Here is a 25,596-nt window from a genome sequence, read left to right as displayed (position 1 = left end):
GAGCCTAACTATTTTTTTGGTGAAAGGCATGATGGAATTACATGACCAATATGACCACCTAAGCATAAGCAAGAAACTGGCAAAGGGACGGTGTCAAAAGGAAAGAAGTGGTGTTAAGGCTTGCGGTAATGCTCCAATAGGTTACAAATGGAAGCACGAAGGAGTCGAAAAGCCATAAGTAGTAACGGCTGAAGAAAAGGCCACGGTAGTTCGTGTCATTTTTAAAAGTTAATTAGAATTAAATCCATTGCTAGATTTCAACGTCACTTGTGTGAGTTAGGTTACAAGACACAACAAGGTAACTATGAGCAATTCGAATTATCTTGACGAATCGATTTTATATAGGCAAGGTTAGACATTCAGATTTAATTGTAAAAGGTCAACATAAACCATTAATTAAAAAAATTACATTTGGCAAAGTCCAATCCCAACTGAAGCGGAGCAATCGTAAGGGAGCGTAGAGATTGTTAGTAATGAAGCGAAGGTTGATAAAGACTAAAATCTTAATACTTAAAGAGTTTTGGCCAGTTTTCGCTCTTGTAAGTGATGAAGGGAAGAAGTTAATTGTTAGGTCTTTAATTAATACGGGCATTTCACCTCTCTATCAATCTTCCGAAATTTTTACATCCATTTGATATAATTCGCGATTTTTATGACTAGATTTATGTTAAAATATCTCAGGATCAGAAATTGGAGAGGGGTTTTTTAACGCATGTCATGGAAAAAAGTTTTGGGGAAAAGTACCATTCGTGTGGCCACTACTGCACTATTACTTTCTCAACTATTCGGCGCGGTAGGTTCTGTCTCTGCTGCAGACGCAGATGTAGAAGTACACTTGATCGGAATTAATGACCTGCATGGTCAGCTCGATACCACATCAATGGTTGGGGATAAAAAGGCAGGAACTGCTCCAATTCTAGCTACATATCTGAAAGAAGCTCAAGCCAAATATGAGCACTCCCTACTCTTCCATAATGGAGACTCTGTTGGTGCATCTGCGCCAGTTTCTTCTTTGGATCGGGATGAGCCTACGATGGAATGGATGAACATGATGGGCTTCGATGTAGGTTCTCTTGGCAACCATGAATTCGACCAAGGCATTGCTGCATTGAAAGCACAGATCTTTGGTGGCCTTGATCCAAAAGAAGGCAAAGTGACTCATGCTGGAGCAAAATTTGATTATGTAAATGCAAATGTCATCGAGACTGCCTCGGGCAAAACATTAATTAAGCCATATGTGATCAAAGAAGTGGGCGGCGTCAAAATCGGATTTATCGGATTGGTGACGAAATCTACACCGGCTAAAGTTTCCCCATCAGGTACAGCAGGCGTGCGTTTCCTAAGCGCTGAGGAAGAAGTGGAAGCGGTTAATAAATATTCTAAAGAATTGCAAGATCAAGGTGTTGAAACGATCATCGTTCTGGCGCATGACCCAGCAACAACCAAAGAAGGCGTAACGACTGGAGAAGCAGCTGATTTGGCAAAAGCTCTGCCAGCAGACTCTCCTGTTGATGTTATCGTTGCAGGTGACAATCACGCTTTGGCTAACGGTGAAGTGAATGGGAAATTGATCGTTCAAGCGTACTCTTATGGTACAGCATTTGAAGATATCAAGTTGATGATTGACCCGACGACTGGGGATGTAACTGAAAAATCTGCAACAGTGACAACTACTTTCCAAGAGGGTGTAAAAGAAGACCCTGAATCTTTGGCAATTATAAAGAAATCATTGGACAAGCATCCTGAGCTAACCAAGCCAGTAGGTACAACAGATGGTTCTGTTACTCGCACAGATGCTTACAATAACGAGGCGCCTCTGGGGAACCTCATTGCAGATGCAATGCGTCAAGCTGACTTCGGGGATAACGCAAGCGAAGCTGACTTTGCATTTATGAACCCAGGTGGTATTCGTGCAGATCTGCCAGAAGGCGATGTGACTTTTGCTGATCTTGCTAAAATCCAGCCGTTTGGCAACACCCTAGTAAAACTAGAGCTGACGGGTGAGCAAATTCAAACCTTGCTGGAACAACAATGGGGAACCAATGCGGATGGTACGCCAAACACCAAAACCCTACAAATCTCTGGTTTGAAATACACTGCAGATTTCAATAAGCCAGTTGCAGAACGTGTAACTAGTCTTAGCCTTGAAGATGGTACGGCTATTGATCCTGCCAAAACATATACAGCTGTAGTGAACAACTTTATGGCAGCAGGTGGAGATAACTATAAAGTACTGGTGGATGCTAAATCGTCCCTGGCCGGTCCTATCGATCTGGATGTATTCTATCAATACATTGTAGATGCATATAAAGGCGGCGCGATTGAAGCGAAAACAGAAGGGCGCATTACGAACATCGCTGCAGCTGCAGAGCAGCCAGAAACACCGGTAACAACAGAATTCATTTCCCGTGCTGAATTTGTAAGTGCGCTAGTAGACATGTTGAAACTAAACGAAGTTGCTACAGCACCTGCGTTCAAGGATGTGGCTGCTGACGCGGCATATGCAGATGCTATTGCTGAAGCTGCTCATGCTGGACTCATTCAAGGCTTTGGTGGTAACTTCAGCCCTGACCGTGATATCACTCGTGAAGAAGCAGCGACTATTCTTGCTAAATTGTTGAAAAATCCAGCTTCGGATAAAGATGCTGCAGCGATTATTGCTGGTTTCAAAGATGGTAAATCCGTATCTGCCTATGCAGTTAAATCCTTGGCACAATTGATTGAGCAAGGTATTCTTGGAGCGGCAGAGAACAATTCACTCGAGCCGAAACAAGGCCTCTCTAATAACGATGCCAAAGCACTCATTCAAAAAGCAGTGGCAGCAAAAGCTTCATAATATAGAACGTATTCAAACCATATTTTAAGACAGGAAGACACATCCTTTTTGGAAAATAGCTCTTTTCTAATGATAAACCTCGAATCTTTGAAAGGTTTTATCTGGGAGAGTACTATAACCCCAATGAGGATGTGTTTTTTATTATGCTTTTATATGAACGGTTAGTTAGTCCAAGAGGCAAGCTCACTTCAGAAATACACTCCTTCAAGCAATAAATCCCCTCAATTTATCCCAAACGAATCACTTTTCTATTCAAATGTCACCTCGATCAGCTCGTTTCTCATGTTCTAGTTGTCTTTGTTGAGATTTTGTAGAGACTCGTTTTTTAAACTAAACAAGAAAGAGTGGAAACTCGGACCAAAGTGCATCTTCACGAGCCATCGATCTATGAGGGTGAACAGGAGGAATCTTCGCAAGATCTCATTTGAAGCAAAGGTCTACTAGAATCATACATACAGAAGAGATTCATTAGGATAAATGTGATCAGGCTGGATCCTCCTGCTGTAGATGGATTTTGGCAATTTAGGGAATGGAGGAGAATGGGATTTTGAAACGAAAACGCAACATAGGTAAGGCTATACTCTCTTGCTTCCTGGCAATGATGCTTATTTTGCAGACGGTAGCATTCTCTGTCACTGCATATGCGGATAGCGTGCCAAATGATTCCGGGGCAGCGGCTATTAGCGAAGCCGATTCATCGAGTACGGACGAACAGCCGTCAGTAACGGAGGCGGTGTACGATGAGCCGGCCTCGGCCCCAATAGCCTTAGCGGCTGGGCCAGCGGATAAGACGAGTTTATTGATGGGTAAAAATACCCCTTTTCCGCTGACGGTTTCCCAAGGAACTCCTGCGAGTGAGATAAAGTCTACTACAGCTTCTGGATACGATCCAGAAGTTGACAAGATCAACGGCAGGCAGACTTTTACAATCACGTCGGAAAATCTCAGTGTGCCAATGCGGAGCGACAGTGACACGGATGCGAACGATCCAGACACTTACATCCAACAAGGCGACTTCATTGAGTTGAAGCAAGCGGATTACTTTCAGGGAGTAACTCTGACGAATGCTACATTACCTTTAAACGTTAATCTGTTTGGGGTGAACTACAAGCTGGGAACCGCCTATTTTACCGGAAGCAGCATTAAGATCATTTTTGACGGTGAAGAAAGCTTGTTTCTCCAGGGGACAAACGTTAACTTCCGCTTTGACACCACCGCAAAGGCCGATGTAGCGGGCATGGACTACGGCACAACCGCGCCTCTCAGCCTATTCGGGAGCGGATATATGCTGGAAAATCCGGATGTTGCAGGGAAGTACAGCATCAGCTTGCGCTCGATCAGTAACACGGACAGCTTCGTTAGCTATACCCAGCAACGAGGCAGGGTGGAGATATCGAATGCTGATTTTCAAGCAGGCAAGGTGAAATGGCAAGCGATCGTCACTGCTACTGACATGGATGACGTGAACATCAAGCTGCCGCTGGACAAAACGATATTTTCCAATGATTTGACTAATGTAGGTAATTATGTGGCAGATTCCTTCGAAGTAAAGGATGCGGCCAACAATGTTGTGGTAGGAGCAACGCCAACCTATAATGGGAACGGGCTGACCTACACCTTCCCTGACAATATCGGCGATACGGCAACCATCAACTTCGAAACCTGGATTCCGAAGGAAAAATACTACGCACAGTATCGCTATAATGATAGTAGCTGGGACTTCTCCAAAACACAGCAAGTAATCAATGGCACGGACACAAGTGCAGTAAAACTGCTGAAAGCGGACAATACGGAGCTGACAACAGGTAATACGTGGGCTGTTGCGCTCAAGCCCGTTTGGATTCAGAAGGATGGGGTGCAGAACTACAAGGATAACACCATCACATGGACCATTACGGTTAACCATAATGCCAAATACAACAGGAACCCTCTGCAGGACTTGGCAATAACGGATGTCATCCCTGCCGGACTCACCTTCAAGTCTGCAACATTTCAAAAGTCTGAAGCAAATGCATGGTCGGATATAAATACGATTACGACGAAGCCCGCTGACGATGTCTATTCCTTCGGAAATGTGGACGGTCCCGTGAGGCTGGTCATTGTCACCGACATTACCGGCACGCAAACCAGCTTTACTAATAAGGCTACTGCCAAGTGGAATCTGGATCAGACGGACGGTAACGGGCAAAACAACGACATCGGGGTAACAGATCAGGCAACGGTCACCAAAGCGACCATTAGCTTGAGCAAGACAGCCAACGGAGGCGATTTAGCTACAGGCATTTTAGGATGGAAGGTGACCTTTAAGCCGCTGGACGCGATGCCGGACGGAAGCATTTATGACCTGTTCGTGTACGGAGATGGAAGCGACATTGACTGGAGTAAGGTTACGGTCAGTCCGTCCATCGATACGGAACTCTTGACAGCTATACGAACCAAAAATGCGGCAAATCCAAGGTATTGGCAGCGGTATAAGCCAGTTTCCTTTAGCTCTGCCGATGGGTTAACCGAAAAAGTCTATACGGTTACTCAAAACGGCAAGGCGGTCGCCGACATCCTGGCTGTCACCGGTTTTACAACCGGAGAGAAAGGATATACGTATACCATTAATACATTTTTGACGAACTGGAAGCATTTTGCACATAATTACGCGAATAATTTTTATAACCAGGTATCTCTGTTCGATGGCGGAGATTATGTAACAGGTGCAGGTTCGAACGCTAACGCTGTCAACAGCGGTATGCTGACCAAGGGAATGCTCTTTGCGTCAAAGCCGGTGAACCCGACAAGCGGGGTGGAGGATAATGTTGCGCCAAATCAGGTTAACAGTTTTATCTACTCCGGAAATGAGAAGGATTATTGGACAAGAGCGGCCTATGACCGAGAGACCAATACAGTAACTTTCCGTCTGTCGGTCAACGCCAATGGAATCAATACCGAGGAAATGGCCAAGCACGGCGGCACGCATGTCGCACAAAATATTCAAGTGGTCGATATCCTCCCCGAGGGCTGGGAGTTTAAGTCTTATTCCGAGGGGAAAGCATTTGAGATTTACAAAGGGGCAAGAGCCGATTATGGGTTGAGGGTGGACGCCACTGCACCTGTTGCGCCTATTACCGATCCCGACAATCTGGTAAGCTTTTCTGCTGCTGGCAACGTAGGGACGTTTAGCTTTACAAAGCTGGAGCAGCCATATGTGATTTTGGTGAAGGCTGGCCCAACGGCGGCGACACTCAAGCAATATGCCGATGCCGGTCAGACGGAACAGACGGTATATAACAAGGCTGAGCTGCGCATCAAATGGGGAGACGAGGATACAGTAGTTGATGTCGAGCGGGATAACCAGACGCCCGTGCAGCGCAAAGTTATCGTTCCCCCATCAAAATCGATAAACAAAACGGTTAAAAAAGCAGCCCCTGGCGTGCTGGAGTGGACCGTGGAATATGCCACGCCATTTACGGTTAAGGATACCGCCTACTTGCAGGATACCTTAGGCAAGGGACTTAAACTGCGCAATGATGAATTTGACCAACTCTCTCTACGGGCTCCCGATATGGCGATCTACCCTGCCAAGTTAACGGCTAGCGGAGCTTTGGCCAAAGACGGTGAGGCTCTTGACCTGTACGCTTCTGATAGCGAGGTCAAGGTTACAGCGAACAAGGAGGCAGACGGGACAACGACACTGACCTTCAAGATGGCGAACCCGAACAAGCTGTATCTGTTCGTTTACCAGACTGAAATCGATGGCACTGTACTCGGTGTCGGCGACAAGGCAGGCAACAACGTGCAGATGATGGGTGATGATGCCGCCAAGGATGTCAGCAGCCATGCGGAATACACGGTAGAAAGTGCAGATATTAGCGGGGGTGCTGGATGGCAGCCTATTCTGAAGCTAAGAAAGGTCGATCCTGATGGAAAGCCGCTGCAGGGCGTAGAGTTTACGCTTTACAACAAGGATGGTACGGTAGCTGTTGATAAGAAGGGGGTTCCCCTCAAGGGAGTTACCGACAGCAAGGGCGAGTTGATTTTTAACGTCGAGGTAGGACTTTATGATCTGAAAGAAACCTGGATCGACGAGACAACCTATCTGCCTACCGAACGAGTGTATAACGTGCGTGTGTCTAGTACGCCATTTAACCCTATCTGGGTGGACGGCATTCTGGTAGAAAGCACTAATCCCCTGGTTGTTCCTACACCAGCACAAGGAAAGCTGACCATCACCAATAAGGTGGAAGGGAACGGCAGCGATCCTGCCAAGGATTTTGAATATACCGTAACTTTTGAGGGTGAAGGTAAGGACGGAGAGTATACCTATAAGAAGCCTGATAGTACGATTGGCACGATCAAGAACGGTGACAAGATTATCCTGAAGCATGGAGAATCTGTAACGCTCTCGGCATTGCCTGCAGGTCTGGTATATACCGTAACCGAGGCAGATTATACAACCGTTGACGGATACACGACTAACCCGGAAACGAGAGAATTGACCGGTACAATCGTGAACAAAGGTGATCACAAGGCAGACTTCGTCAATGAACGAACCGTTAACAAGCTGACAGTCAGCAATACCGTCATGGGAAATGGTGGCGACAAGACGAAGGACTTTGAGTACACAGTCATTTTTGAGGGTACGGGTAAGGATGGAAGCTACTCCTATATGAAGTCGGACGGCAGCACAGGTACGATCAAGTCCCTGGATATCTTCAAGCTTAAGCATGGAGAGACACTGGATATTTCCGATCTGCCTAAAGGTCTGAAGTACACCGTTACCCAGAAGGAATACACAGCCGATGACTACACGACCAATCCTGAGGAACGGGAACATATCGGAATCATGGAAGGCCAAGATGAACTAGCCCCGTTCACCAACATTCGTGTGCTGAAGGGTGGACTGCTCATCAGTAATACAGTCAAAGGCAAAGACGATGACAAAAAGAAATTGTTCAAGTACACCCTTAACTTCACAGGAGAGGGCGAGAATGAAGCTTACACCTATGAAAAATCAGACGGAAGCAGCGGCACAATCAAGAACGGGGAGACCTTTGAGCTTACAGACGGTCAAACACTTATTGTGCAAGGACTTCCAACGTATCTCGAGTATAAGGTGACCCAGGATGATTACATGGAAGATGGTTATGTAACGAGTCCTGAAACTTTCAACCACGCAGGCACGATTCCAGACAAAAAACTGGCCGAAGCGCATTTCATCAATACTCGCCCTTATCTGGAAGGCGTTCTGCGTAACAACAACACAGGAGAAGTTATTCCAAATGCACCTATTACGATAACGGACCTGAAGACCGGTAAGGAGATTCAAACGGAAACGAATGACAAGGGTGAATATGCGATTCCGGCCACAGCGGATACGGACTACACAATCACATATGCCAAGTGGTATCAGGTTGGCGGAAAAGATGTTCCTGTCGAGTTCACACAAAAAGCCAATGTAGACGGCAGCGTGACTGACGAGACCGTTCCAGCTGACATAACAGCTGTAGGGATCATTCTGTTTAAGCAGCTGGATGGAACAACAGAGCTATTCAGTGAGTCATTAACCAGTCAGATGTACATTTATTTGAAGGATATGAACGGCAAGTATGTTGAGGAGAACGGTCATCCCAAGGCGTTTCCTATGGCTTCAAACGGTACCTTCTCTGTGGAGGGGCTGAGCGAGCAGAAGTATACCATGGAAGTTCGCTATAAGGCTGAGACGGGGGAGGAACTGCTCTTCAAAGTGACACAGCTGAACGTGAAAGCGAACGGGGAGCTGAATATATCCGAGGCATTGGTCGATCCTTACGGTACGGTTTATGACGAAACGACAGGAGATGCGAGCACAGGCAAAAAAATTGAAGGAGCCAAAGTTACACTCTACTATGCCGATACGCAGCGTAATCGAGATAACGGCCGCATTCCGGGTACGAAAGTTACACTTCCTCCGGTTCCTAATTTTCCGCCTCATGACAACGCGAGCCCAGAGCAGTTGAGTGATGCCAACGGCTTCTACGCGTACATGGTGTTCCCTGAAGCAGATTATTACCTGATCGTAACTAAGGATGGATATGAAACGCACAGAAGCGGCACCATTTCTGTTGATTTTGACATTGTAAAATACGATGTTCCAATGAAACCGATCCGTTCCGGTGGTGGCACTGGTGGTAACGCTGGGAATGGCGGAACGGGCAACAGCGGTAACAGTGGTACAGACAATGGCAGTAACGAAAACAACAATAATGGTAGCGGTGAGACCGACAACGGTAGCAACGAGACCGACAACGGTAGCAACGAGACCGACAACGGTAGCAGCGAGACCGACAACGGTAGCAGCGAAACCGACAATGGTAGCAGCGAAACCGACAACGGTGGCAATGAGACCGACAATGGTAGCAGCGAGACCGACAACGGTGGCAATGAGACCGACAATGGTAGCAGCAAGACCGACAACGGTGGCAGCGAGACCGACAACGGTAGCAGCGAAACCGACAACAGCAGCAACGAAACTGGCAACGGCAGCAACGAAGCCGATAACAACAGCAACGAAAGCAGCAATGTTGGTGACGAGCTGGATGATGCTCCAAAAACCGGTGACGATAGCGTTTCGCCAATGTGGTATATGGTTCTGGCGCTGATGTCTTTGGTGACAATCGGACTCTGTCTATTCGGTAATAAGAAGAAATCGCACATGTAGTAGATTGGAAAGGCGGTAAGATAGCAATGAGCAAAACGAAAAAAATGCTTATCGCCGTTTCCTCCCTTTTGTTGGTGTTTTCTCTCGTCAGTATGACAAGAATTTTTTTGCGGGATTATACGGAGCAACAGAAAATTGAAGAGCTGACAGAGGTTTGGGAGGAAGGATCAAACCAAGAAGGAGGGGATACAGTCCCCTCCTTTTTGTCCAATAAGGCGAATAAGCAGGTCATGCTTCCCGAATTCCGGAATCTGTATGAGAGGAACTCAGACATTGTTGGCTGGCTGAAAATGGAGGGCACCCGGATTGAGTATCCGGTCATGCAGAATCCACAGGATGCGGAGTACTATCTCAATCATGATTTTGATAAAAGAGAAAATACAGGTGGGCTTCCTTTTTTGGATAAGGATAGTCAGGCTGACACTTCGAACATTTTGCTGATTCACGGACACCATATGAAAAGCGGCTGGATGTTCAAAGACTTGATGAAATATAAGAACGAGAGCTTCTATAAGGAGCATGCCACGTTCCAATTCAGCACACTTTACGAGAAAGAAGAGTATGAGATTGTTGCTGTTATTCTGTCAGAGGTCTACCTGAAATCGGATGACGTTTTTAAATACTACCAGATTGGGGAGATCAATACCCCTGCCGAGTTCAATTCCTATGTACAGAATATGAAGAAGCTTGCTCTCTATGATACAGGTGTAACAGCTGAGTATGGCGACAAGCTTATTGTGCTGTCCACCTGTGAGTACTCGACTGAAAATGGAAGGCTGGCCGTGGTCGCGCGAAAGCGTTGAGGTGATGCTGATACAAGAATCGATACAGGAAATGATACCAGAAATAAAACAGGAAATGATTCTGCTTCATATCGCGTTCTCTCTTTGGAGGACGCGATTTTTTGTCGCCAAAACGTTGAGTCTAATTAATTTCTTACCGTTGCTTTTTAACTCTTATTCAATAGAACGATAATCGGACAAACGTACTTTTTGTTTCTTGTCCACTGTTATACCTCACTAAAAGCAATCCTATTGCATTTAATAAAACTATCAATAACAAAGGAGGTTTTGAGAATGGGAAATAGAAGACCTGGAGCTGGCTATGATCTTGTTCAGATCGTTAACTCCACTCCGTATAATGCGGTTGGGAGAGTAGAGTATGCATCCATCTTTTGTGCTGACGACAATTATAGTGTTCAGCGTGATGAGACTTGGAGAGCGTCTAGTCGCGGGGCCTGCCTGGTGACTAGAATAACGGCAACGGTTAGAACACCGAGTGGAAATGTTGAAGCCGAACCGTATACTTCTTCGGGTACTTCATACAGCCAGTTCGCTATTATACAAGTCGGGGCTAATAGATTTCAAGTGACACGTGTAATAAGTGCTGCTAAACGCCGCAAGAAATAACAGAAACCGATCATGATCGGGAATAGCGCCATAATATAAAGAGGCGACCTGCCAAAGCTACAAGGTGGGTCACCTTTCTTTTTTGCTTCAATGCTCCTTATACCATAATATTCTGCGATACATTGAGGAATCTTGTACATGCCGGAAAGGGCGCAGGTCTGGTTTATAATTGCCTTCAATGATCCAAATCCGACGCTTCCTGTCGATGCCTATATCGAACCCCACCTGTCTAAGCTTGGGGTAGTGCTCTCCCAGTCGTTTGGCAGCCAGCAGGGCAATTCGTTCCGCCTTAACAAGTAAGCTTCGGCCTCCAATATGAGATAATTTTAATGCTTTTAGCACGGGGATGGTGCGGCTGGTCACATTCGTGACACAGTATCCTTGCTCTGCAACTTTTGCGTATGAGCCTGTCACGTTCCAGTGGGATGAAGGACTTTTTTGGCGTTGAACCATAATGCGGATATCGAAGGGTCGATCTTGAACCTGGGCAAGCTGCAAACGTCTTTGGACGACATATCCATGATCCTTGTTTTTGTTATGAAATAATTGAAGTAACTGATTCATGTCTTTCATGGTAGTCACATGGTCCTCATATTGAATACGTATGGATTTTGCACCATTTCGATGAATGAACAGGATATCTCTTCCGTAACGCCCGTCGCGAGGCTTCACAACAACGCTTTGATATTGATGCAGCATCTTCGATAAATTGTTCTTTCGAAGCAGCCGCGTCTTAGGCAGACGTTTGGCAAGAGAAGGGCCCTTACGGAGGATGCGATACTGAGTCCATTTGTCTCTTTTCATTCCAATCGGAATCACAGCCTTTTCCATTCGTTTACAGTCATTCTAAGGTAAAGTAACGGTTAGCATAAGCGGCCATTCGTCTATATTTAGGATAGTGCTCGTTCAACTCACGTGCTCAATGAGGTTCGGCGTGGGATGCCGACCGGTTCCATGATGTCCAATTTGCATGGTAGAATGGTGGGTATATGGTTTTTTTAACCATTTGATATAATAGAGTGAATTCAACATGGAAGGGACTGAACTATGCGCAGATATCAATATCTTGAACCTACCCTATTCTAAAAACAATGGAGGTGAAAGTATTGATTACAGAAATACAGACAGAGCGTCTGCAGCTGAGGAAAATGCAGGTATCAGATTCACCGGGTTTATTTAAAATCTGGTCTGATCCGGAGGTTACTCGATTTATGAATGTTCGTTGTTTCACCGCTGAAAATCAAGCAATAGAAATGATTCAGCTTCTGGATGATCTATCACAGGCCAATAAGGCCGTTCGTTTCTCCATCATACACAAAGAATCGGGCGAAATTATAGGATCATGTGGATATAATGCCTTCAATTTTGTAAATGGAACAGCGGAAATTGGTTATGACCTAGCCAAATCGTACTGGGGAAAAGGTTATGCTTCAGAGGCGGTTTCGAGTTTGGTCGAGTATGCTTTTTCATCATGGAAGCTGAAACGAATCGAAGCAAAGGTAGAATCTGAAAACCTGAATTCCATAAAGCTCTTGCAGAAGCTTGGTTTCACGTATGAAGGAATCCTTAGTCAAGATAAAGGCGCAGAAGAAGCAGCGAGCGATCTCTATTTATACTCAAAATCAACATCCAATTAAGCTTATCTATCAGGATTACGATAGCAGCATAAACTTTAGTATAGCCGTACGGGCTCGTAGACTGTACGGCTATACTATATTTTACGTAAAACAACAGAATTTTATATTAAGTCGTTAGTCAAATAAGATACAATGAGATGTAGAATAGGCATCCAGGCGGGTGCCTTTAGGTTTGCCCGCGCACAAGGTTATATCGTGTTGAAGATATTCGAAGATATTAAATTTGAATTGAAATGGTGGGTTCATGAAGGAATTATACAGTCAGGTAAACCGAAGAACATATTACATATCTATGTTAACGATCATAGTGCTTATGGTGTGGGGACTTATCCTATCGACGTCTGAGTTAAAGGGCATTACGATAGGCTATGGTATTCATTTTACGTGTGTAGCAATTATATCGGTGTGTTTGCTGATCTATCCGAAGTATGAGACCTATGTTTTCAGAACGATCATCATTATGATGGGGTTCGCTTATTTCTATACGCTGTTCTTTTTGTACCCGGATACCTGGACCACCTATATTCTGATATGCCTCATTCCTTCTCTTGCCATTTTGTTTTTTGATATGAAATTGTTTTACTTCTCCATGGTTTTAAATGGAATACTGATTCTGATGACTTTCGTTTACATCACTCTAATTGACCAGGGACAGGTGTATACATACTTACATTATGATCTTGTAGGCAATTTAATCAATATCATAGCAAGCCAAGTGCTGCTGTTTCTCATATTTCATTTATCCTTTAGTCGGATGAAAAAGCAGCAGCTCTATTATGAGCAGATACAACAAGCAGAGCGTTTGAAGATGATCGCTAATTTGACCGCTGCTGTGGCGCATGAAATTAGGAATCCGGTTACTGTTGTTCGAGGTTTTTTGCAGTTATATCAGCAAGATCCCGCTTTTGACGTTTCGGACAAGAGCAAGTTTAAATTAATGATCGATGAACTGAATACGGTTGAACACATCACTTCTCAATTCCTAACCCTCTCCAAGCCCAACGGAGATTTGAAACCGGAGAGAGTCGATGTGAAGGATGTCCTTCATAGTGTTACAAGTCTGCTAAGTTCATATGCCATGCTATCGGATAATCATATTGATATAGATGTTGAGGAAGACTGCACGATTCTCATTAATACGATTGAGTTTAAGCAGCTGCTTATGAATTTAATCAAAAATGCAGTGGAAGCCTCGGAGGCCGGCATGTCTGTCTCTATCACGGCAAGGAGAAGTCGTCATGATATTGAGATAAGAATTATCGATCAAGGAAGCGGAATGTCAGAAGATGAGGTGAAGTCACTAGGCACTCCTTTTTATTCGTTAAAAAGTAATGGGACAGGGTTAGGGTTAATGATTTGCTTTAACATTGTAGAAAAGTATGGTGGAGAGATTCATTATCATAGTGTGATAGGACATGGAACCACGGTTACTGTTCGCTTCTTAGCTGTGAGTGAGAAGTAAACAGTCATCGTAGAATGGTTCCTCTTCCTGTTGTTGAATGGGACTTAAGGGTTTGTTATAATGCACACATTACATCACGAAGAAGGGAGCACTGTATAATGAAAAAGGCCAAACATACCTGTCCATCCAACAGCAAGGCATTCGGCTTGGCTCTGCAGGCTCTTGTGTTCATGTCAGATAGTCCAAATCGCTATCCAAGCACCAATATTGCTGATCACTTGTGTTCGGAAGCGACGTTGATCCGCCGGATATTGGCGAAGCTGGCTCAGGAAAATATTCTTGAAGTCCGGGAAGGTCGCGATGGGGGATACCGGATGAAGGCAACACCGGAGTCAGTCACGCTGGCTGATATATATCAGGCACTCCAGACCGATATATCTCTATGCGAAGGTATGCTTGAATCTACAGGTGAGCACGCATTCGGCTTACAGATGCATGATATGTTCAGCGATATATCGGATGAAATTAACAATAGCGTTCTGAATATTTTACAAAAATACACCATTGCCGATATGGCCAATAAAATGAACCCTGTAACGGAATAATTGACAACGATCTATTCCGCATATATACTGTGCTTATATTAGCACAGTTAAGTGGTTTATTTTTTTTGCTCTTAACTGTGCTAAATAATACACAGTATAGATATGGGAGGCTAAACGGAATGGAGAGCACAAAACAAGAGCAAAGTTTCATGGGTGTTGTCAAAGAAAGACGTTCAGTACGGCATTACGATCCTGCCTTCAATATTTCCGAGCAGGAACTGAAAGATATTTTGACTGAAGCTACTCTTGCTCCGTCAGGTGCAAATATGCAGCCATGGAAATTCGTTGTCTTCAATGATCAGGCTTTGAAGAAACAGCTGCTTCCCATTGCGAATAACCAACAGCAAGTGGTGAATGCCTCGGCTGTCATCGCGGTGCTTGGTGACCTGGAGTACATTAGACAGGTGGACTCTGTTTATGACGCTTCCGTAGAAGCTGGTTACATGACCCAAGAAGTCAAGGAAACACTGGTTACCAATATGAAGGGAATGCTGGCATCCATGGATCCTCAATATATTAAGGATGGTGTAATATTCGATTGTGGTCTTGTATCGATGCAGCTCATGCTAGCCGCACGAGCGCGCGGTTACGATACCGTTGCCATGGCTGGGTATGACAAGGAGAAATTCATCGAGGCATTTGATATCCCCAATCATTATGTGCCCACTATACTCATAGCTATCGGTAAAGCATCACAACCGGGACATCCAACCACACGTCTTCCGATTGATGAGATGACATTTTGGAATGGCATAACAAGATAATGGGAAGAATGCTCCCGAGGATTTCCCTTGGATAGAGTTCTTCTAATGATTGTAGATAGGTAAAACATAAAAACGTTAAAGGCTGCCATGATGGCAGCCTTTTTCTATGGATAATACCTTATTCTACTTCAATCTCCTTCACCGTCTCACCCTCCACCAGGACAGGCTGGTAATAGGTGTTGGTTGGTAGATCCTTTTTGCCTTGCAACTTCTTAATGACCCAATCGGCAGCGTCGCGGCCCATTTGCTCTTGGGGATGGGTTAGCGTGGTGAGTTTAATGTTGGCGTTCTTGGCAATGTACGAATTGTCCTGTCCAATAATGGATAACTCATCCGGAATGGATATGCCCAGTCTTCGGCAGGCATGCACCACTTCCAGCCCCACCTCATCGTTGTAACATACGATGGCAGTTAGAGCTTCCCTGTTATCGTTCAGAAACGTTTCCAGATTAGCGGATAGATCCGGCTTCGAGGCCGTATCGAACGAAAGCACCTGCTCGGGATGGAACCGTAACTTGGCTTCGCCCAATGCTTTGATATACCCCTTCATCCGGTACTTTCCTTGCAAATCATCCATTTTCGCAATAAGCCCAATCTGGGTATGCCCATTGGCGATCAATTCCCGGGTGGCCAGATAGCTGGACTGTACGTCATCCAGACAGAAGAAGGGAACCTCCAGCTCTTCGTAAAAGGCATTAATCATCGTGAACGGTACATCCTGCTCCTTAAATGACAGGTAGTACGCAATGTTGGGATTGTACAGATTGCTCTTGGTCGGCTCCACAATCAGACCATCGATCCCATAGGAGAGCATCATCTCCAGCGCTTTTTTCTCTTGAGCGACATCATTATTGGTGCTGGCTAACAGCAGTGAATAATTATCTTCGTTCAATCGGCTTTCAATACCGCGAATGATCGAGGGGAAGATGTAGTCAGAGATGTATGTCGTGATGACACCAATCGTTTTCTTCATCGTTGTTCCACCGGATCTGGATCGGTATTGGTTGCTGACATAGGTGCCAGAGCCCTTCTCGCTTCTCAAAAAGCCTTCGTTCGACAGCTCCAGAATGGCCTTCCGTACCGTCTGGCGGCTCACATTGTAGCTCTCCTGCAGAGCAGACTCTGTTGGAATCTGTTCTCCCACGTTATATGTCCCCGAAAGGATATGGCTCTTTATATCATCAATAATGACTTGGTATTTTGGCTTCATGCAATCCACTTCTTTCATGATTACTCATCTATAGAAACGTAGGGTTCAAATAGTTGTACGTACATATTTTAGCATGATTCTAGTCTAATGAAAATAAAACAGCATGTTTCCCGAAATAAACCGTACAATTCAGGTTCAATTACATGAAACTGTACACTACAGCATACCCTTAAGCAAGCATAAAAAGACATGATAAACAGTAATAACATGTTCTTTGTAAGTATAAATATTATATATTATTGACAGATGTACGTACAAAAATTATACTAAGGCTGTCAGAAAAGGAAAGCGCCTTCTTAAATAAGGATTGCTGCTGTTCATTCACCAGAAGTGATCACAACAGCAGTACACATTTTATACGAATTCATAAATTCATCCTAAGCGGTTGCAGTTTTGGTCCTTTAATGTAACTACCAGCCTTGGGATATAAAACGGCGATCAGAGAGGGGACAACCATGGTTATGAGTCATGAGCAGATGAAAGAGGCCATTGAAAAGGGAGCTACATCCCTGGGCATCGAGTTCGGGTCAACGCGGATCAAGGCCGTATTGATTAATGAACGTTTCGACACCATCGCATCCGGAAGTTACGAATGGGAGAATCTCTTGAAAGACGGATATTGGACGTACAACCAAGAGGATATCATCACGGGCATGCAAACCGCGTATCGCGAGATGAAGCAGGATGTAGAACATAAGTACGGCATCACGCTGCAAACCATTGGTTCCATCGGATTTTCCGCCATGATGCACGGATATGTTGCACTGGATCGTACGGGTGAATTGCTGGTACCGTTCCGGACGTGGCGTAATGCAACAACTGGAGTGGCAGCGAAGGAGTTAACAGATCTTCTTCAGTTCAACATCCCGGAACGCTGGAGCATCGCACACTTGTATCAGGCCATATTGAACGAGGAGGAGCATCTGCCTCGTATTGATGCCCTGACCACACTGGCTGGATACATTCACTGGTTGTTAACCGGCAATAAAGCGATTGGAATTGGTGATGCTTCAGGCATTTTCCCAATCGATGAGTCCACACATAATTATCATCCAACCATGATCAAGCAGTTCGACGAACTGATCGCAGGCCGAGGCTATCCATGGACATTGGAAGAGCTTCTTCCCAAGGTATATCTCGCTGGCGAGGATGCAGGTACGTTAACGGATGCCGGGGCCAAGCTGCTTGATCCTGCAGGAGACTTGCAAGCAGGCATTCCGCTATGTCCACCGGAAGGTGATGCCGGAACAGGCATGGTCGCGACGAACAGCGTAAGAAAACGCACGGGCAATATCTCTGTCGGCACATCTGTCTTTGCCATGATCGTCCTGGAAAATGAGCTGTCCAAAGTGTATCCCGAGATCGATATGGTCACAACGCCGGACGGCAGCCCGGTGGGTATGGTTCATGCCAACAACTGCTCCAGCGACATCAATGCCTGGATCGGATTGTTCCGTGAATTCTCTGAGGCGATGGGATACGAAGCTGATAGCGGCAAGCTCTTCAGTGTCTTGTTTAACAAAGCACTTGAAGCAGACCCGGATGGCGGCGGCCTACTGAGCTACGGGTACTATTCCGGCGAGAACATTACAGGGATCGATAAGGGCCGTCCGTTGTTCGTTCGTTCACCTGAAAGCCGGTTTAACCTGGCCAACTTCATGCGTACCCATCTATTCACAGCCTTCGGTGCACTGAAGATCGGGATGGATATTTTGACGGAAAAAGAGCATGTAGCTATCGACAGCATCCTGGCTCATGGTGGATTGTTCAAAACGCCAGTCGTTGGACAGCGGATCGTTGCAGCAGCGATGAATGTGCCCGTATCCGTTATGTCCACGGCGGGGGAAGGCGGGGCATGGGGCATGGCGCTTCTCGCTTCGTACATGATCAATAAGGATGAGCAGGAGAGTCTGGATATATTCCTGGAGCAAAAGGTATTCAGCGATGTCGCTGGAGAGGAAGTAGCACCGGACCCATCGGATGTCAAAGGATTTGAATCATTTATCGAACGCTACCGGAAGGGCCTGGCCATTGAGCAGGCGGCTGTTGATCATCTGGTAGAGAACGGGAGGGACTAAGATGTTAGAGCAATTGAAACAAGAGGTTTACGAGGCGAATCTGGAGCTGCCGAAGCATGGTCTTGTGAAGTTCACTTGGGGCAATGTCAGCGCCATTGATCGGGATAGCGGATTGTTTGTAATCAAACCAAGCGGTGTCAGCTACGATGTCATGAAGCCAAGCGACATGGTTGTTGTCGATCTGGATGGCAACGTGGTCGAGGGTGAGATGAGACCCTCCTCGGATACAGCAACCCACGCCGTTTTATATAAGCATTACTCCGAAATAGGCGGGATTGTGCATACGCATTCCACATGGGCGACCATCTGGGCCCAAGCTGGATTGGATGTACCTGTTATGGGAACGACACATGCGGATACGTTCTATGGTGCGGTACCTTGTGCACGTTTCCTGAACCAGAATGAGGTTGATCGCGGGTACGAAGCGGAGACAGGGCGCGTCATTATTGAAACGTTTGAACAGCGTGGGATTGATGTTATGACCGTTCCGGCCGTGTTGCTCCATGGTCATGCACCGTTTACCTGGGGGAAAGATGCGAAGGCGGCTGTGGTGAACAGTGTTGTGCTGGAGGAAGTATGCAAAATGAACCTGTATGCACGGCAACTAAACAACTTCGCCAAAGAACTGCCGCAAGGCATTCTGGATAAGCACTATCTGCGGAAACACGGAAAAGACGCGTATTACGGACAGAAGTAATTTGGTTATGTAGTGATCGGAAGATGGTACTGCAATCGGAGTGGTAAGTGTAACCCATTTGTTCAACTATAAAAATGAAATGAGGATGATTACATGTCAACAACAGCAGCAAAAGAATTTTGGTTTGTCGTTGGTTCGCAGCATCTCTATGGTGAAGAAGCACTGGGCGAGGTCAAAGCCAATGCACAGAAGATCGCGGATGCCCTGAATGCAAGCGGCGTTCTGCCATACCCACTCGTATTGCAGGATCTGGCGGTAAGCGCGGATAAAATCACAAGCATCATGAAAGAAGTCAACTACCGCGACGAAGTAGCGGGTGTTATTACTTGGATGCATACCTTCTCTCCTGCGAAAATGTGGATTCGTGGTACAAAATTGCTGCAAAAACCACTGCTTCATCTGGCTACGCAATACAATGAAAGCATTCCTTGGGCCACCATCGATATGGACTTCATGAACCTGAACCAGGCAGCACACGGTGACCGTGAGTATGGTTTCATCAATGCCCGTCTGAGAAAACAAAACAAAATTGTCGTTGGATACTGGGAGCGCCCAGAAGTGCAGCAGCAGGTTGCCGATTGGATGGACGTGGCGGTTGCCTATAACGAAAGCTTCAATATTAAAGTGGCCCGTTTTGGCGACAACATGCGCAATGTGGGTGTAACTGAAGGGGATAAAGTGGAGGCACAAATCCAATTCGGTTGGACGGTCGACTACTTCGGCATCGGTGACCTCGTACAGGTTGTGAATGCGGTGACGGAGCAGGAAATCGATGACCTGATCAGCCAATACGCAGAGCTGTATGAATTCGATTATGGTACAAACAGCAAGGAAGCTTGGGAAGCCAGTGTACGTGTGCAAGCCAGTTATGAAATTGCAATCAAACGCTTCCTCGACGAGGGCGGATACACTGCATTCACCACCAACTTCGAAGATCTGCATGGCATGAAGCAGCTTCCAGGTTTGGCTGTACAGCGCCTGATGGCCCAAGGATATGGATTTGCTGGTGAAGGTGACTGGAAAACAGCTGCACTTGATCGTTTGCTGAAAATCATGAGCCATAACAAGAATACGGGCTTCATGGAAGATTACACCTATGAAATGGCTGCTGGACAGGAAGCTATCCTTCAATCTCACATGCTTGAAGTAGATCCTACACTAGCCAGCACCAAACCGAGAATCATTGTGTCTCCACTGGGTATTGGCGATCGCGAAGATCCAGCACGTCTGGTATTCGATGGCAAAGCAGGCGAAGGTGTTGTTGTATCCATGGCTGACTTCGGCACACATTACAAGCTGCTAATCAATGAAGTGTCTGCATTTGAGCCAACTGTACCAGCACCGAATCTGCCTGTGGCACGTGTATTGTGGAACGTGAAGCCAAACTTCCAGGATGGGGTCAAAGCCTGGATCGAAAATGGCGGCGGTCACCACACCGTGGTTTCCTTGAACCTGACAACAGACCAGATCGTAACGTATGCGAAGCTGGTTAACCTGGAGTATGTAGTTATTAAGTAAACATAAGATATTTTTATCGTAATTGGACTCATATCCATGATTGCCTGGCGGCCGAGGGATTCCCTCGGCCCTTTGTCATGCTGTAATGCGGTTGGCTGAGCAGTCACAGTCACAATCTGTAATGCAGTCTCATGAAGTGCGTACCCTTGCGCACCATAGAGTTTCTTTCATTTTGCTATAATAGCCCAAAGGAGGTTATCGATTCATTATGCATACACAACAAAGCTTGTTTGAGCAGCTCCACCAGCTTGGTATTGACGGACGAGGTACGCTGCTTGTTCACTCTTCCATGAAAAGTATGGGTGAGGTCGAAGGTGGGGCGGATACCGTACTGGATGCCTTTACAGAGTATATGAAGGACGGACTGCTGGTGCTGCCAACCCACACCTGGTCCACCATCAATGCGAGTAATCCAATGTTCCACGTGGAATCATCACCATGCTGCGTCGGGATTCTACCTGAGCTATTTCGAAAACGGCCAGGTGTAGTACGTTCTTGGCACCCGACTCACTCGGTTGCAGCAATCGGTCAGGATGCAGTGGCATTCACGAAGGACGATCACCTAGATGACACGCCTTGTGCAAGAGGCTCAGCTTGGGGCAAGCTGCTGGATCGTAAGGCGACCATTCTCCTTGTTGGCGTTGACCTAAAACGAAACACGTTCATTCATGGCGTAGAGGAATGGGTGGACATTCCGGGGCGTTTAACAGATGAGCATGAGCAGCTCTACACGGTATTGCCAGATGGAACAGAGATTTCAGTACCCTCCCGCAGGCATTGCGGGTTGTCGTGGTCGGAGCATTTCTGGAAAGTGGATGAGGTGTTACAGCACAAAGGCGCGATGCGCATAGGAAGGCTTGGGGGTGCTATTGTACGAGTATGTGATGCGGCCATGGTGGAGGCAGTTATCACAGAGATGCTGAGGGCGAATCCGGATCTATTCTCGGATAACCTGCCACTAGCGAAGGAGTAAGAGTAGATGTATCAGAGGACCGCTCGGCAACGGGCGGGAGATGGTTCTTTTCTCAATAGTTAAACGTTCAAAAACACTCACAAATCAGCAAAATAGATGCATAAATAAAACAGTGCTTGGCTGTATTTCCAGTGTATGGCCTACTCACCCATAGGGGTGTGTGATAAGATATGGTTAATTTAACCAAAATTTTAGTCAGGGAAAGCAATATTTAGTTTCAATACAGCTTCAATTAGATTTACGAAAACAGCCTAGCTCAATGATATCGAAGTAGCGCAACCAAGAAGGAGAAGATTTGTGAGCCCATTGGTATGGTATGATCTCTTTTTATTCGTCCTGTTGTTAGGTGTATACGTTTATGTTTTTGCTACCGCTAGAATCACGAACTTACATAAGGTTTACTTTCTATTTCATGGGTTGATGATGCTCTGGCCCTTCTGTCAGTTTGCGATCGTGTTGTCGGATAACCCGGGTTGGCAGTTATTTTATGTGACCCTGTCTTTCGTCGCCGTCTCACTGCTTGGAAGCGGCTGGCTGCTGTTGACCATCTTCATTACCGGTTATTCGGATCGTTTAGGGACAAAAAGAGTTATGCTGCTGTTCGTACCAGCCGTTATTGCAGCGATAGGTGTGGTTATCAACCCGGCTAATTGGTTTGTAACCCCGCTGGAGGGTGGTTATGTCGAACGGGCGTATGGCCCATGGTTCTGGGTTGTCATGATTGTTTTGGTGAGCTACTTTGTAGCTTCCCTCTTTATTTTGTTCGGGGCACTTCGCGCCTCCGATAAATCGCCAACGATTAAAAAACAGGTGAAAATTACGCTCTGGGGTATATTCGTCCTGGCTGTTTTTGCAGCCATTGATGCCCTCCTGAATGTGGTTCTGCGAGCATGGATACCGTTCATCATTCCCGGACTCACGTCGTTGGGAATTTTTATGTCGGATCTATTCTTTGTCTATGTCATTAAGAGGTACAATGTCTTCGATCTGGTTTCCGTCGCCCATGAGGATGTGATTAATACTCTTCCATATGGCATCCTGGTTTTGGATGAGAATGAGACCATTATTGAAGCGAACAAGGCATCTAGATCCTTCATGGATCTGCATGTTGGGGATTGTTTCGATATGGAGGCGTTTCTTAAATCTGTCCGCGTAGAGGGCAGCAGCCAGTCGTTTCTGAATCAGTATCGGCAAAGGGAAAATAAGCTCTCCCAAATTGAAGTTATCGTGGAGCAAGACATGGAGCGTCATTTCATCCTCCAGACATCTCCAATCGTTGATAGGTATCAGCTCTCCATTGGTTACCTCGTTACATTTCAGGATGTGTCACAAGAGCGCTACTATGTAAAAGAAATGAACCGGCAGAATGAGATGCTTCAGGAACGCAATCATGCCCTGGATCGCATTCGGCAGGAGTTATCCGAGGCTAATCGCAAACTGGAGGAGCTGGCGCTTACGGATAGTCTGACCCACTGCTACAATCGCCGTTATCTGACCCAGCAGCTGACGCATGAGGTGATTACGAACGTCCACTATAAGACGCCGTTTTCACTCCTTCTCCTGGATATTGACTACTTCAAGGCGATTAATGATCGCTATGGACATGTCATCGGGGACGAAGTGCTGTACCGCACAGCTCAGGCTGTGAAACAGTCCATCCGGGAGACCGATATCCTAACGCGTTACGGCGGGGAAGAGTTCATGATCTACCTTCCGCATACGGAACGCCAGTTAGCTCAAAAAATCGCAGAACGCGTGAGGCTGTTCGTGGAGTCCAACCTTATGGCAGTAGATCATACGGTTGGGCAGGTGTCCATTACGATCAGTATTGGGATTCTATCTATTGAGGATTTCGAATGTGATGATGTACCGGATAATCCGGAAGGGTATCTGACGCAACTATTTGCAGCAGTAGACAAGGCACTTTATCAGGCGAAGCAGAATGGGCGGAATCGGATTGAGTTTGCTGAGCTAGAGCGGAGCGTTTCTTGATGAGGTGAGAATCACTTCTATACTGTCTTACAAATGACACCAAGCCGATTGGTGTCATTTGTTTTTTTAACCTTTAGCCAGGGTATATGCATATAGGACCATAGGACTGATAGTATCAGGAGCTAATATTATGAAATAGGAAAAATCAGGATGTTAGCCGGATGTATGTATGTAAAACTTCTGCTAACATAGTTTAATCTTATTAAATGAGCGGAGATACATATGAGTACAATTAAAGTTACCCCTGAACAACTACATCACGTATCCAATCAGATAGATCAGGCCAGACAACAAATGGAGAGCATTCGGAGTGATCTGACCAGGCAGATTATGTTCATTCAGGCGATGTGGATGGGTGCAACGCAGGAACGTTTTTACTATGAGTTTGAGCGATCCAAGCCTATACTGGAGAAAGCATTAGAGAGTATGGTCAACACGTCCAAGGATCTGAGGGATATCGCTACCCGCTTTCAAGAAGCAGATGCAGGGCAAGTAAGTTTGGCAGGTGCAACTGGAGCTGTTGGTGCGATGGCGATGACGACAAGATTGACGGGGAACGGAAACCCGGAAGATAAGGGTTATCGGATGGCGTATAACTCAGCATTTGGAGTATGGCTTCCTGTGAATGAGAAAGGCGTTACGGATCAGGCGGCTCTCCAGGCCTATGAGAAGGATAAAGGGAATTTGGATGTAAAAGGTATGCAAGGCCCTATGAACATGGACCCGCCAGGGGAGGATATCTTCGCGCTCCAGATCAAGGCATTTGAGAATGGAATACATCCGTTTACAGGCGAGCCTGTCTCAGATAAATATGCTCAAACAATGGTTACGTCGCTTAAACTTAGTCAGATTTTTATGGCCGTTTCGATGGTTAAAGGGAGTATGCCGGGTAGCAAAGGTCCATTCCGGTTGCCATCATCCAACCCAGCTGTGGCGAAGATTAAGCAGCATATTGAGGCTGTTAGAACGAAAAATGGTAAAGAGGTAGGACCATCTTCTCCAGTTTCAGTTAAGCAAGAGTCTTATAAAGAGATTAATATACATGGTAAGTTAAATAGTGAAATTGACGAAGTAGATTTAAAAAACAAAATAATATATGAGGATAAATCAGCGAAGAAATTGTACATGGATAATCCCAATGTTCCGCAAACTGAAGAACAATGGGCACTTAAACAGATATTTAAAAAGGGTTCAAACAGAATAACAGCGCTTCAACAAACGGAAGTGAAGCTGTCAAGTTCTATATCTCAAGATGTTCCCCTATTTGAGGATATAACGAACATTAGGAACTATGTGTTCAGAATTGATGCAGATACTCCAAAGTTAAGGTTGGCAGTTCAAAATGAACTTAATAATTTAAAAACCAAATATCCGGATTACAATTTTTCAGCTGAATTTGGAGGGAAAGAATAATGTCCATAGGTCTATTTAGATATAACGGTGACATCAATGATCGGAACGCAGAGCTGACACTCAGTGAGAATATATCAACTCAAGATTTCTATGAAGAACATTGGGAGACAGCAATACATGAATTAGGAATAAAAATTATTCAAGATGGATCTGAGATTAATTATAGTCAATTAGAAGCTGCAATAGATGAGTTAGCACTTTTAAAGGAATGGACAATAAAAAACTTGGTTGGAAATGATTTGGAGTATATGAAGGGGAGAATTGAGAATCTACAAAAAGTGCTGCCTGATGCATTTATTAATGAAGACACGGTACTTTATATATTCTAAGTAAGATTTAAACCTTCTGTACGATGTAACTAATGAACGTAGAGG

Annotated in this window: 18 protein-coding genes; 16 read left to right on the top strand and 2 right to left on the bottom strand. The window is 45.6% G+C overall.

The window, feature by feature from the left end; translation table 11 throughout:
- The first annotated feature begins 323 nt into the window (after positions 1-323).
- The 5 genes from AC3RCI_RS29005 (at position 324) to AC3RCI_RS28985 (ending at position 10,933) form a co-directional block, all read left to right on the top strand.
- Entirely contained in the window at positions 324-461 is a 138-nt protein-coding gene (locus AC3RCI_RS29005; RefSeq protein WP_492527240.1) for a hypothetical protein, read from the top strand.
- A gap of 251 nt (positions 462-712) precedes the next feature.
- The gene (locus AC3RCI_RS29000) at positions 713-2,836 is read left to right on the top strand and encodes a bifunctional metallophosphatase/5'-nucleotidase (protein ID WP_492527239.1); all 2,124 of its coding nucleotides are present in this window, start codon (positions 713-715) and stop codon (positions 2,834-2,836) included.
- Between the two features lie 547 nt (positions 2,837-3,383).
- Positions 3,384-9,524 (top strand): DUF7601 domain-containing protein, encoded by a 6,141-nt coding sequence (locus tag AC3RCI_RS28995; RefSeq protein WP_492527238.1) that lies wholly within the window; start codon positions 3,384-3,386, stop codon positions 9,522-9,524.
- Positions 9,525-9,550: 26 nt separating this feature from the next.
- Positions 9,551-10,327, top strand: coding sequence for a class B sortase (locus AC3RCI_RS28990; RefSeq protein WP_492527237.1), 777 nt, complete (start codon positions 9,551-9,553; stop codon positions 10,325-10,327).
- A gap of 273 nt (positions 10,328-10,600) precedes the next feature.
- Positions 10,601-10,933 (top strand): hypothetical protein, encoded by a 333-nt coding sequence (locus AC3RCI_RS28985; protein ID WP_286455731.1) that lies wholly within the window; start codon positions 10,601-10,603, stop codon positions 10,931-10,933.
- Between the two features lie 87 nt (positions 10,934-11,020).
- Here AC3RCI_RS28985 and AC3RCI_RS28980 read toward each other — a convergent pair whose 3' ends face one another.
- The gene (locus AC3RCI_RS28980; RefSeq protein ID WP_492527236.1) at positions 11,021-11,764 is read right to left on the bottom strand and encodes a YheC/YheD family protein; all 744 of its coding nucleotides are present in this window, start codon (positions 11,762-11,764) and stop codon (positions 11,021-11,023) included.
- 275 nt (positions 11,765-12,039) lie between these two features.
- Between AC3RCI_RS28980 and AC3RCI_RS28975 the strand changes: the two genes are divergently transcribed.
- From AC3RCI_RS28975 to AC3RCI_RS28960, 4 genes are all read left to right on the top strand, one after another.
- Positions 12,040-12,570 (top strand): GNAT family N-acetyltransferase, encoded by a 531-nt coding sequence (locus AC3RCI_RS28975; protein ID WP_492527235.1) that lies wholly within the window; start codon positions 12,040-12,042, stop codon positions 12,568-12,570.
- A gap of 616 nt (positions 12,571-13,186) precedes the next feature.
- Complete coding sequence (locus tag AC3RCI_RS28970) at positions 13,187-14,032, top strand: ATP-binding protein (RefSeq protein ID WP_492527234.1); 846 nt, start codon at positions 13,187-13,189, stop codon at positions 14,030-14,032.
- A gap of 98 nt (positions 14,033-14,130) precedes the next feature.
- Positions 14,131-14,577, top strand: coding sequence for an RrF2 family transcriptional regulator (locus tag AC3RCI_RS28965; RefSeq protein WP_492527233.1), 447 nt, complete (start codon positions 14,131-14,133; stop codon positions 14,575-14,577).
- Between the two features lie 119 nt (positions 14,578-14,696).
- Positions 14,697-15,341, top strand: a complete 645-nt coding sequence (locus AC3RCI_RS28960; RefSeq protein WP_492527232.1) for a nitroreductase family protein — start codon at positions 14,697-14,699, stop codon at positions 15,339-15,341.
- Positions 15,342-15,459: 118 nt separating this feature from the next.
- Here the strand turns inward: AC3RCI_RS28960 and AC3RCI_RS28955 are convergent, their stop codons facing one another.
- The gene (locus AC3RCI_RS28955) at positions 15,460-16,551 is read right to left on the bottom strand and encodes a GntR family transcriptional regulator (RefSeq protein WP_492527231.1); all 1,092 of its coding nucleotides are present in this window, start codon (positions 16,549-16,551) and stop codon (positions 15,460-15,462) included.
- A 461-nt stretch (positions 16,552-17,012) separates the two neighbouring features.
- On the opposite strand from AC3RCI_RS28955, the gene AC3RCI_RS28950 reads away from it, so the two are divergent.
- From AC3RCI_RS28950 to AC3RCI_RS28920, 7 genes are all read left to right on the top strand, one after another.
- Positions 17,013-18,629, top strand: a complete 1,617-nt coding sequence (locus tag AC3RCI_RS28950; RefSeq protein WP_492530047.1) for a xylulokinase — start codon at positions 17,013-17,015, stop codon at positions 18,627-18,629.
- Between the two features lies 1 nt (position 18,630).
- The gene (locus AC3RCI_RS28945; RefSeq protein ID WP_492527230.1) at positions 18,631-19,326 is read left to right on the top strand and encodes an L-ribulose-5-phosphate 4-epimerase; all 696 of its coding nucleotides are present in this window, start codon (positions 18,631-18,633) and stop codon (positions 19,324-19,326) included.
- 93 nt (positions 19,327-19,419) lie between these two features.
- Complete coding sequence (araA, locus tag AC3RCI_RS28940; RefSeq protein WP_492527229.1) at positions 19,420-20,844, top strand: L-arabinose isomerase; 1,425 nt, start codon at positions 19,420-19,422, stop codon at positions 20,842-20,844.
- Positions 20,845-21,052: 208 nt separating this feature from the next.
- Complete coding sequence (locus AC3RCI_RS28935) at positions 21,053-21,817, top strand: AAC(3) family N-acetyltransferase (protein WP_492527228.1); 765 nt, start codon at positions 21,053-21,055, stop codon at positions 21,815-21,817.
- 297 nt (positions 21,818-22,114) lie between these two features.
- Complete coding sequence (locus AC3RCI_RS28930; protein ID WP_492527227.1) at positions 22,115-23,809, top strand: histidine kinase N-terminal 7TM domain-containing diguanylate cyclase; 1,695 nt, start codon at positions 22,115-22,117, stop codon at positions 23,807-23,809.
- A gap of 222 nt (positions 23,810-24,031) precedes the next feature.
- On the top strand, positions 24,032-25,222 hold the full coding sequence (locus AC3RCI_RS28925) for a WXG100 family type VII secretion target (RefSeq protein ID WP_336782595.1): 1,191 nt from the start codon (positions 24,032-24,034) through the stop codon (positions 25,220-25,222).
- Positions 25,222-25,551, top strand: coding sequence for a hypothetical protein (locus AC3RCI_RS28920; RefSeq protein ID WP_110758177.1), 330 nt, complete (start codon positions 25,222-25,224; stop codon positions 25,549-25,551). Before AC3RCI_RS28925 ends, AC3RCI_RS28920 begins: the two co-directional genes overlap by 1 nt.
- Positions 25,552-25,596 lie beyond the last annotated feature (45 nt).

Source organism: Paenibacillus sp. MT124, assembly GCF_058792755.1.
Note: the sequence above shows the minus strand (reverse complement) of the source record. Positions and strands in the feature narration are given on the sequence as shown.

Excerpts from the sequence above, each read along its gene's own strand:
- AC3RCI_RS28985 (WP_286455731.1), top strand. The coding sequence starts at position 10,601 with ATGGGAAATAGAAGACCTGGAGCTGGCTATGATCTTGTTCAGATCGTT.
- AC3RCI_RS28980 (WP_492527236.1), bottom strand. The coding sequence starts at position 11,764 with ATGGAAAAGGCTGTGATTCCGATTGGAATGAAAAGAGACAAATGGACT.
- AC3RCI_RS28990 (WP_492527237.1), top strand. The coding sequence starts at position 9,551 with ATGAGCAAAACGAAAAAAATGCTTATCGCCGTTTCCTCCCTTTTGTTG.
- AC3RCI_RS28945 (WP_492527230.1), top strand. The coding sequence starts at position 18,631 with ATGTTAGAGCAATTGAAACAAGAGGTTTACGAGGCGAATCTGGAGCTG.
- AC3RCI_RS28950 (WP_492530047.1), top strand. The coding sequence starts at position 17,013 with ATGAGTCATGAGCAGATGAAAGAGGCCATTGAAAAGGGAGCTACATCC.
- AC3RCI_RS28965 (WP_492527233.1), top strand. The coding sequence starts at position 14,131 with ATGAAAAAGGCCAAACATACCTGTCCATCCAACAGCAAGGCATTCGGC.
- araA (WP_492527229.1), top strand. The coding sequence starts at position 19,420 with ATGTCAACAACAGCAGCAAAAGAATTTTGGTTTGTCGTTGGTTCGCAG.
- AC3RCI_RS29000 (WP_492527239.1), top strand. The coding sequence starts at position 713 with ATGTCATGGAAAAAAGTTTTGGGGAAAAGTACCATTCGTGTGGCCACT.
- AC3RCI_RS28925 (WP_336782595.1), top strand. The coding sequence starts at position 24,032 with ATGAGTACAATTAAAGTTACCCCTGAACAACTACATCACGTATCCAAT.
- AC3RCI_RS28920 (WP_110758177.1), top strand. The coding sequence starts at position 25,222 with ATGTCCATAGGTCTATTTAGATATAACGGTGACATCAATGATCGGAAC.
- AC3RCI_RS28935 (WP_492527228.1), top strand. The coding sequence starts at position 21,053 with ATGCATACACAACAAAGCTTGTTTGAGCAGCTCCACCAGCTTGGTATT.
- AC3RCI_RS28955 (WP_492527231.1), bottom strand. The coding sequence starts at position 16,551 with ATGAAGCCAAAATACCAAGTCATTATTGATGATATAAAGAGCCATATC.
- AC3RCI_RS28970 (WP_492527234.1), top strand. The coding sequence starts at position 13,187 with ATGACTTTCGTTTACATCACTCTAATTGACCAGGGACAGGTGTATACA.
- AC3RCI_RS28960 (WP_492527232.1), top strand. The coding sequence starts at position 14,697 with ATGGAGAGCACAAAACAAGAGCAAAGTTTCATGGGTGTTGTCAAAGAA.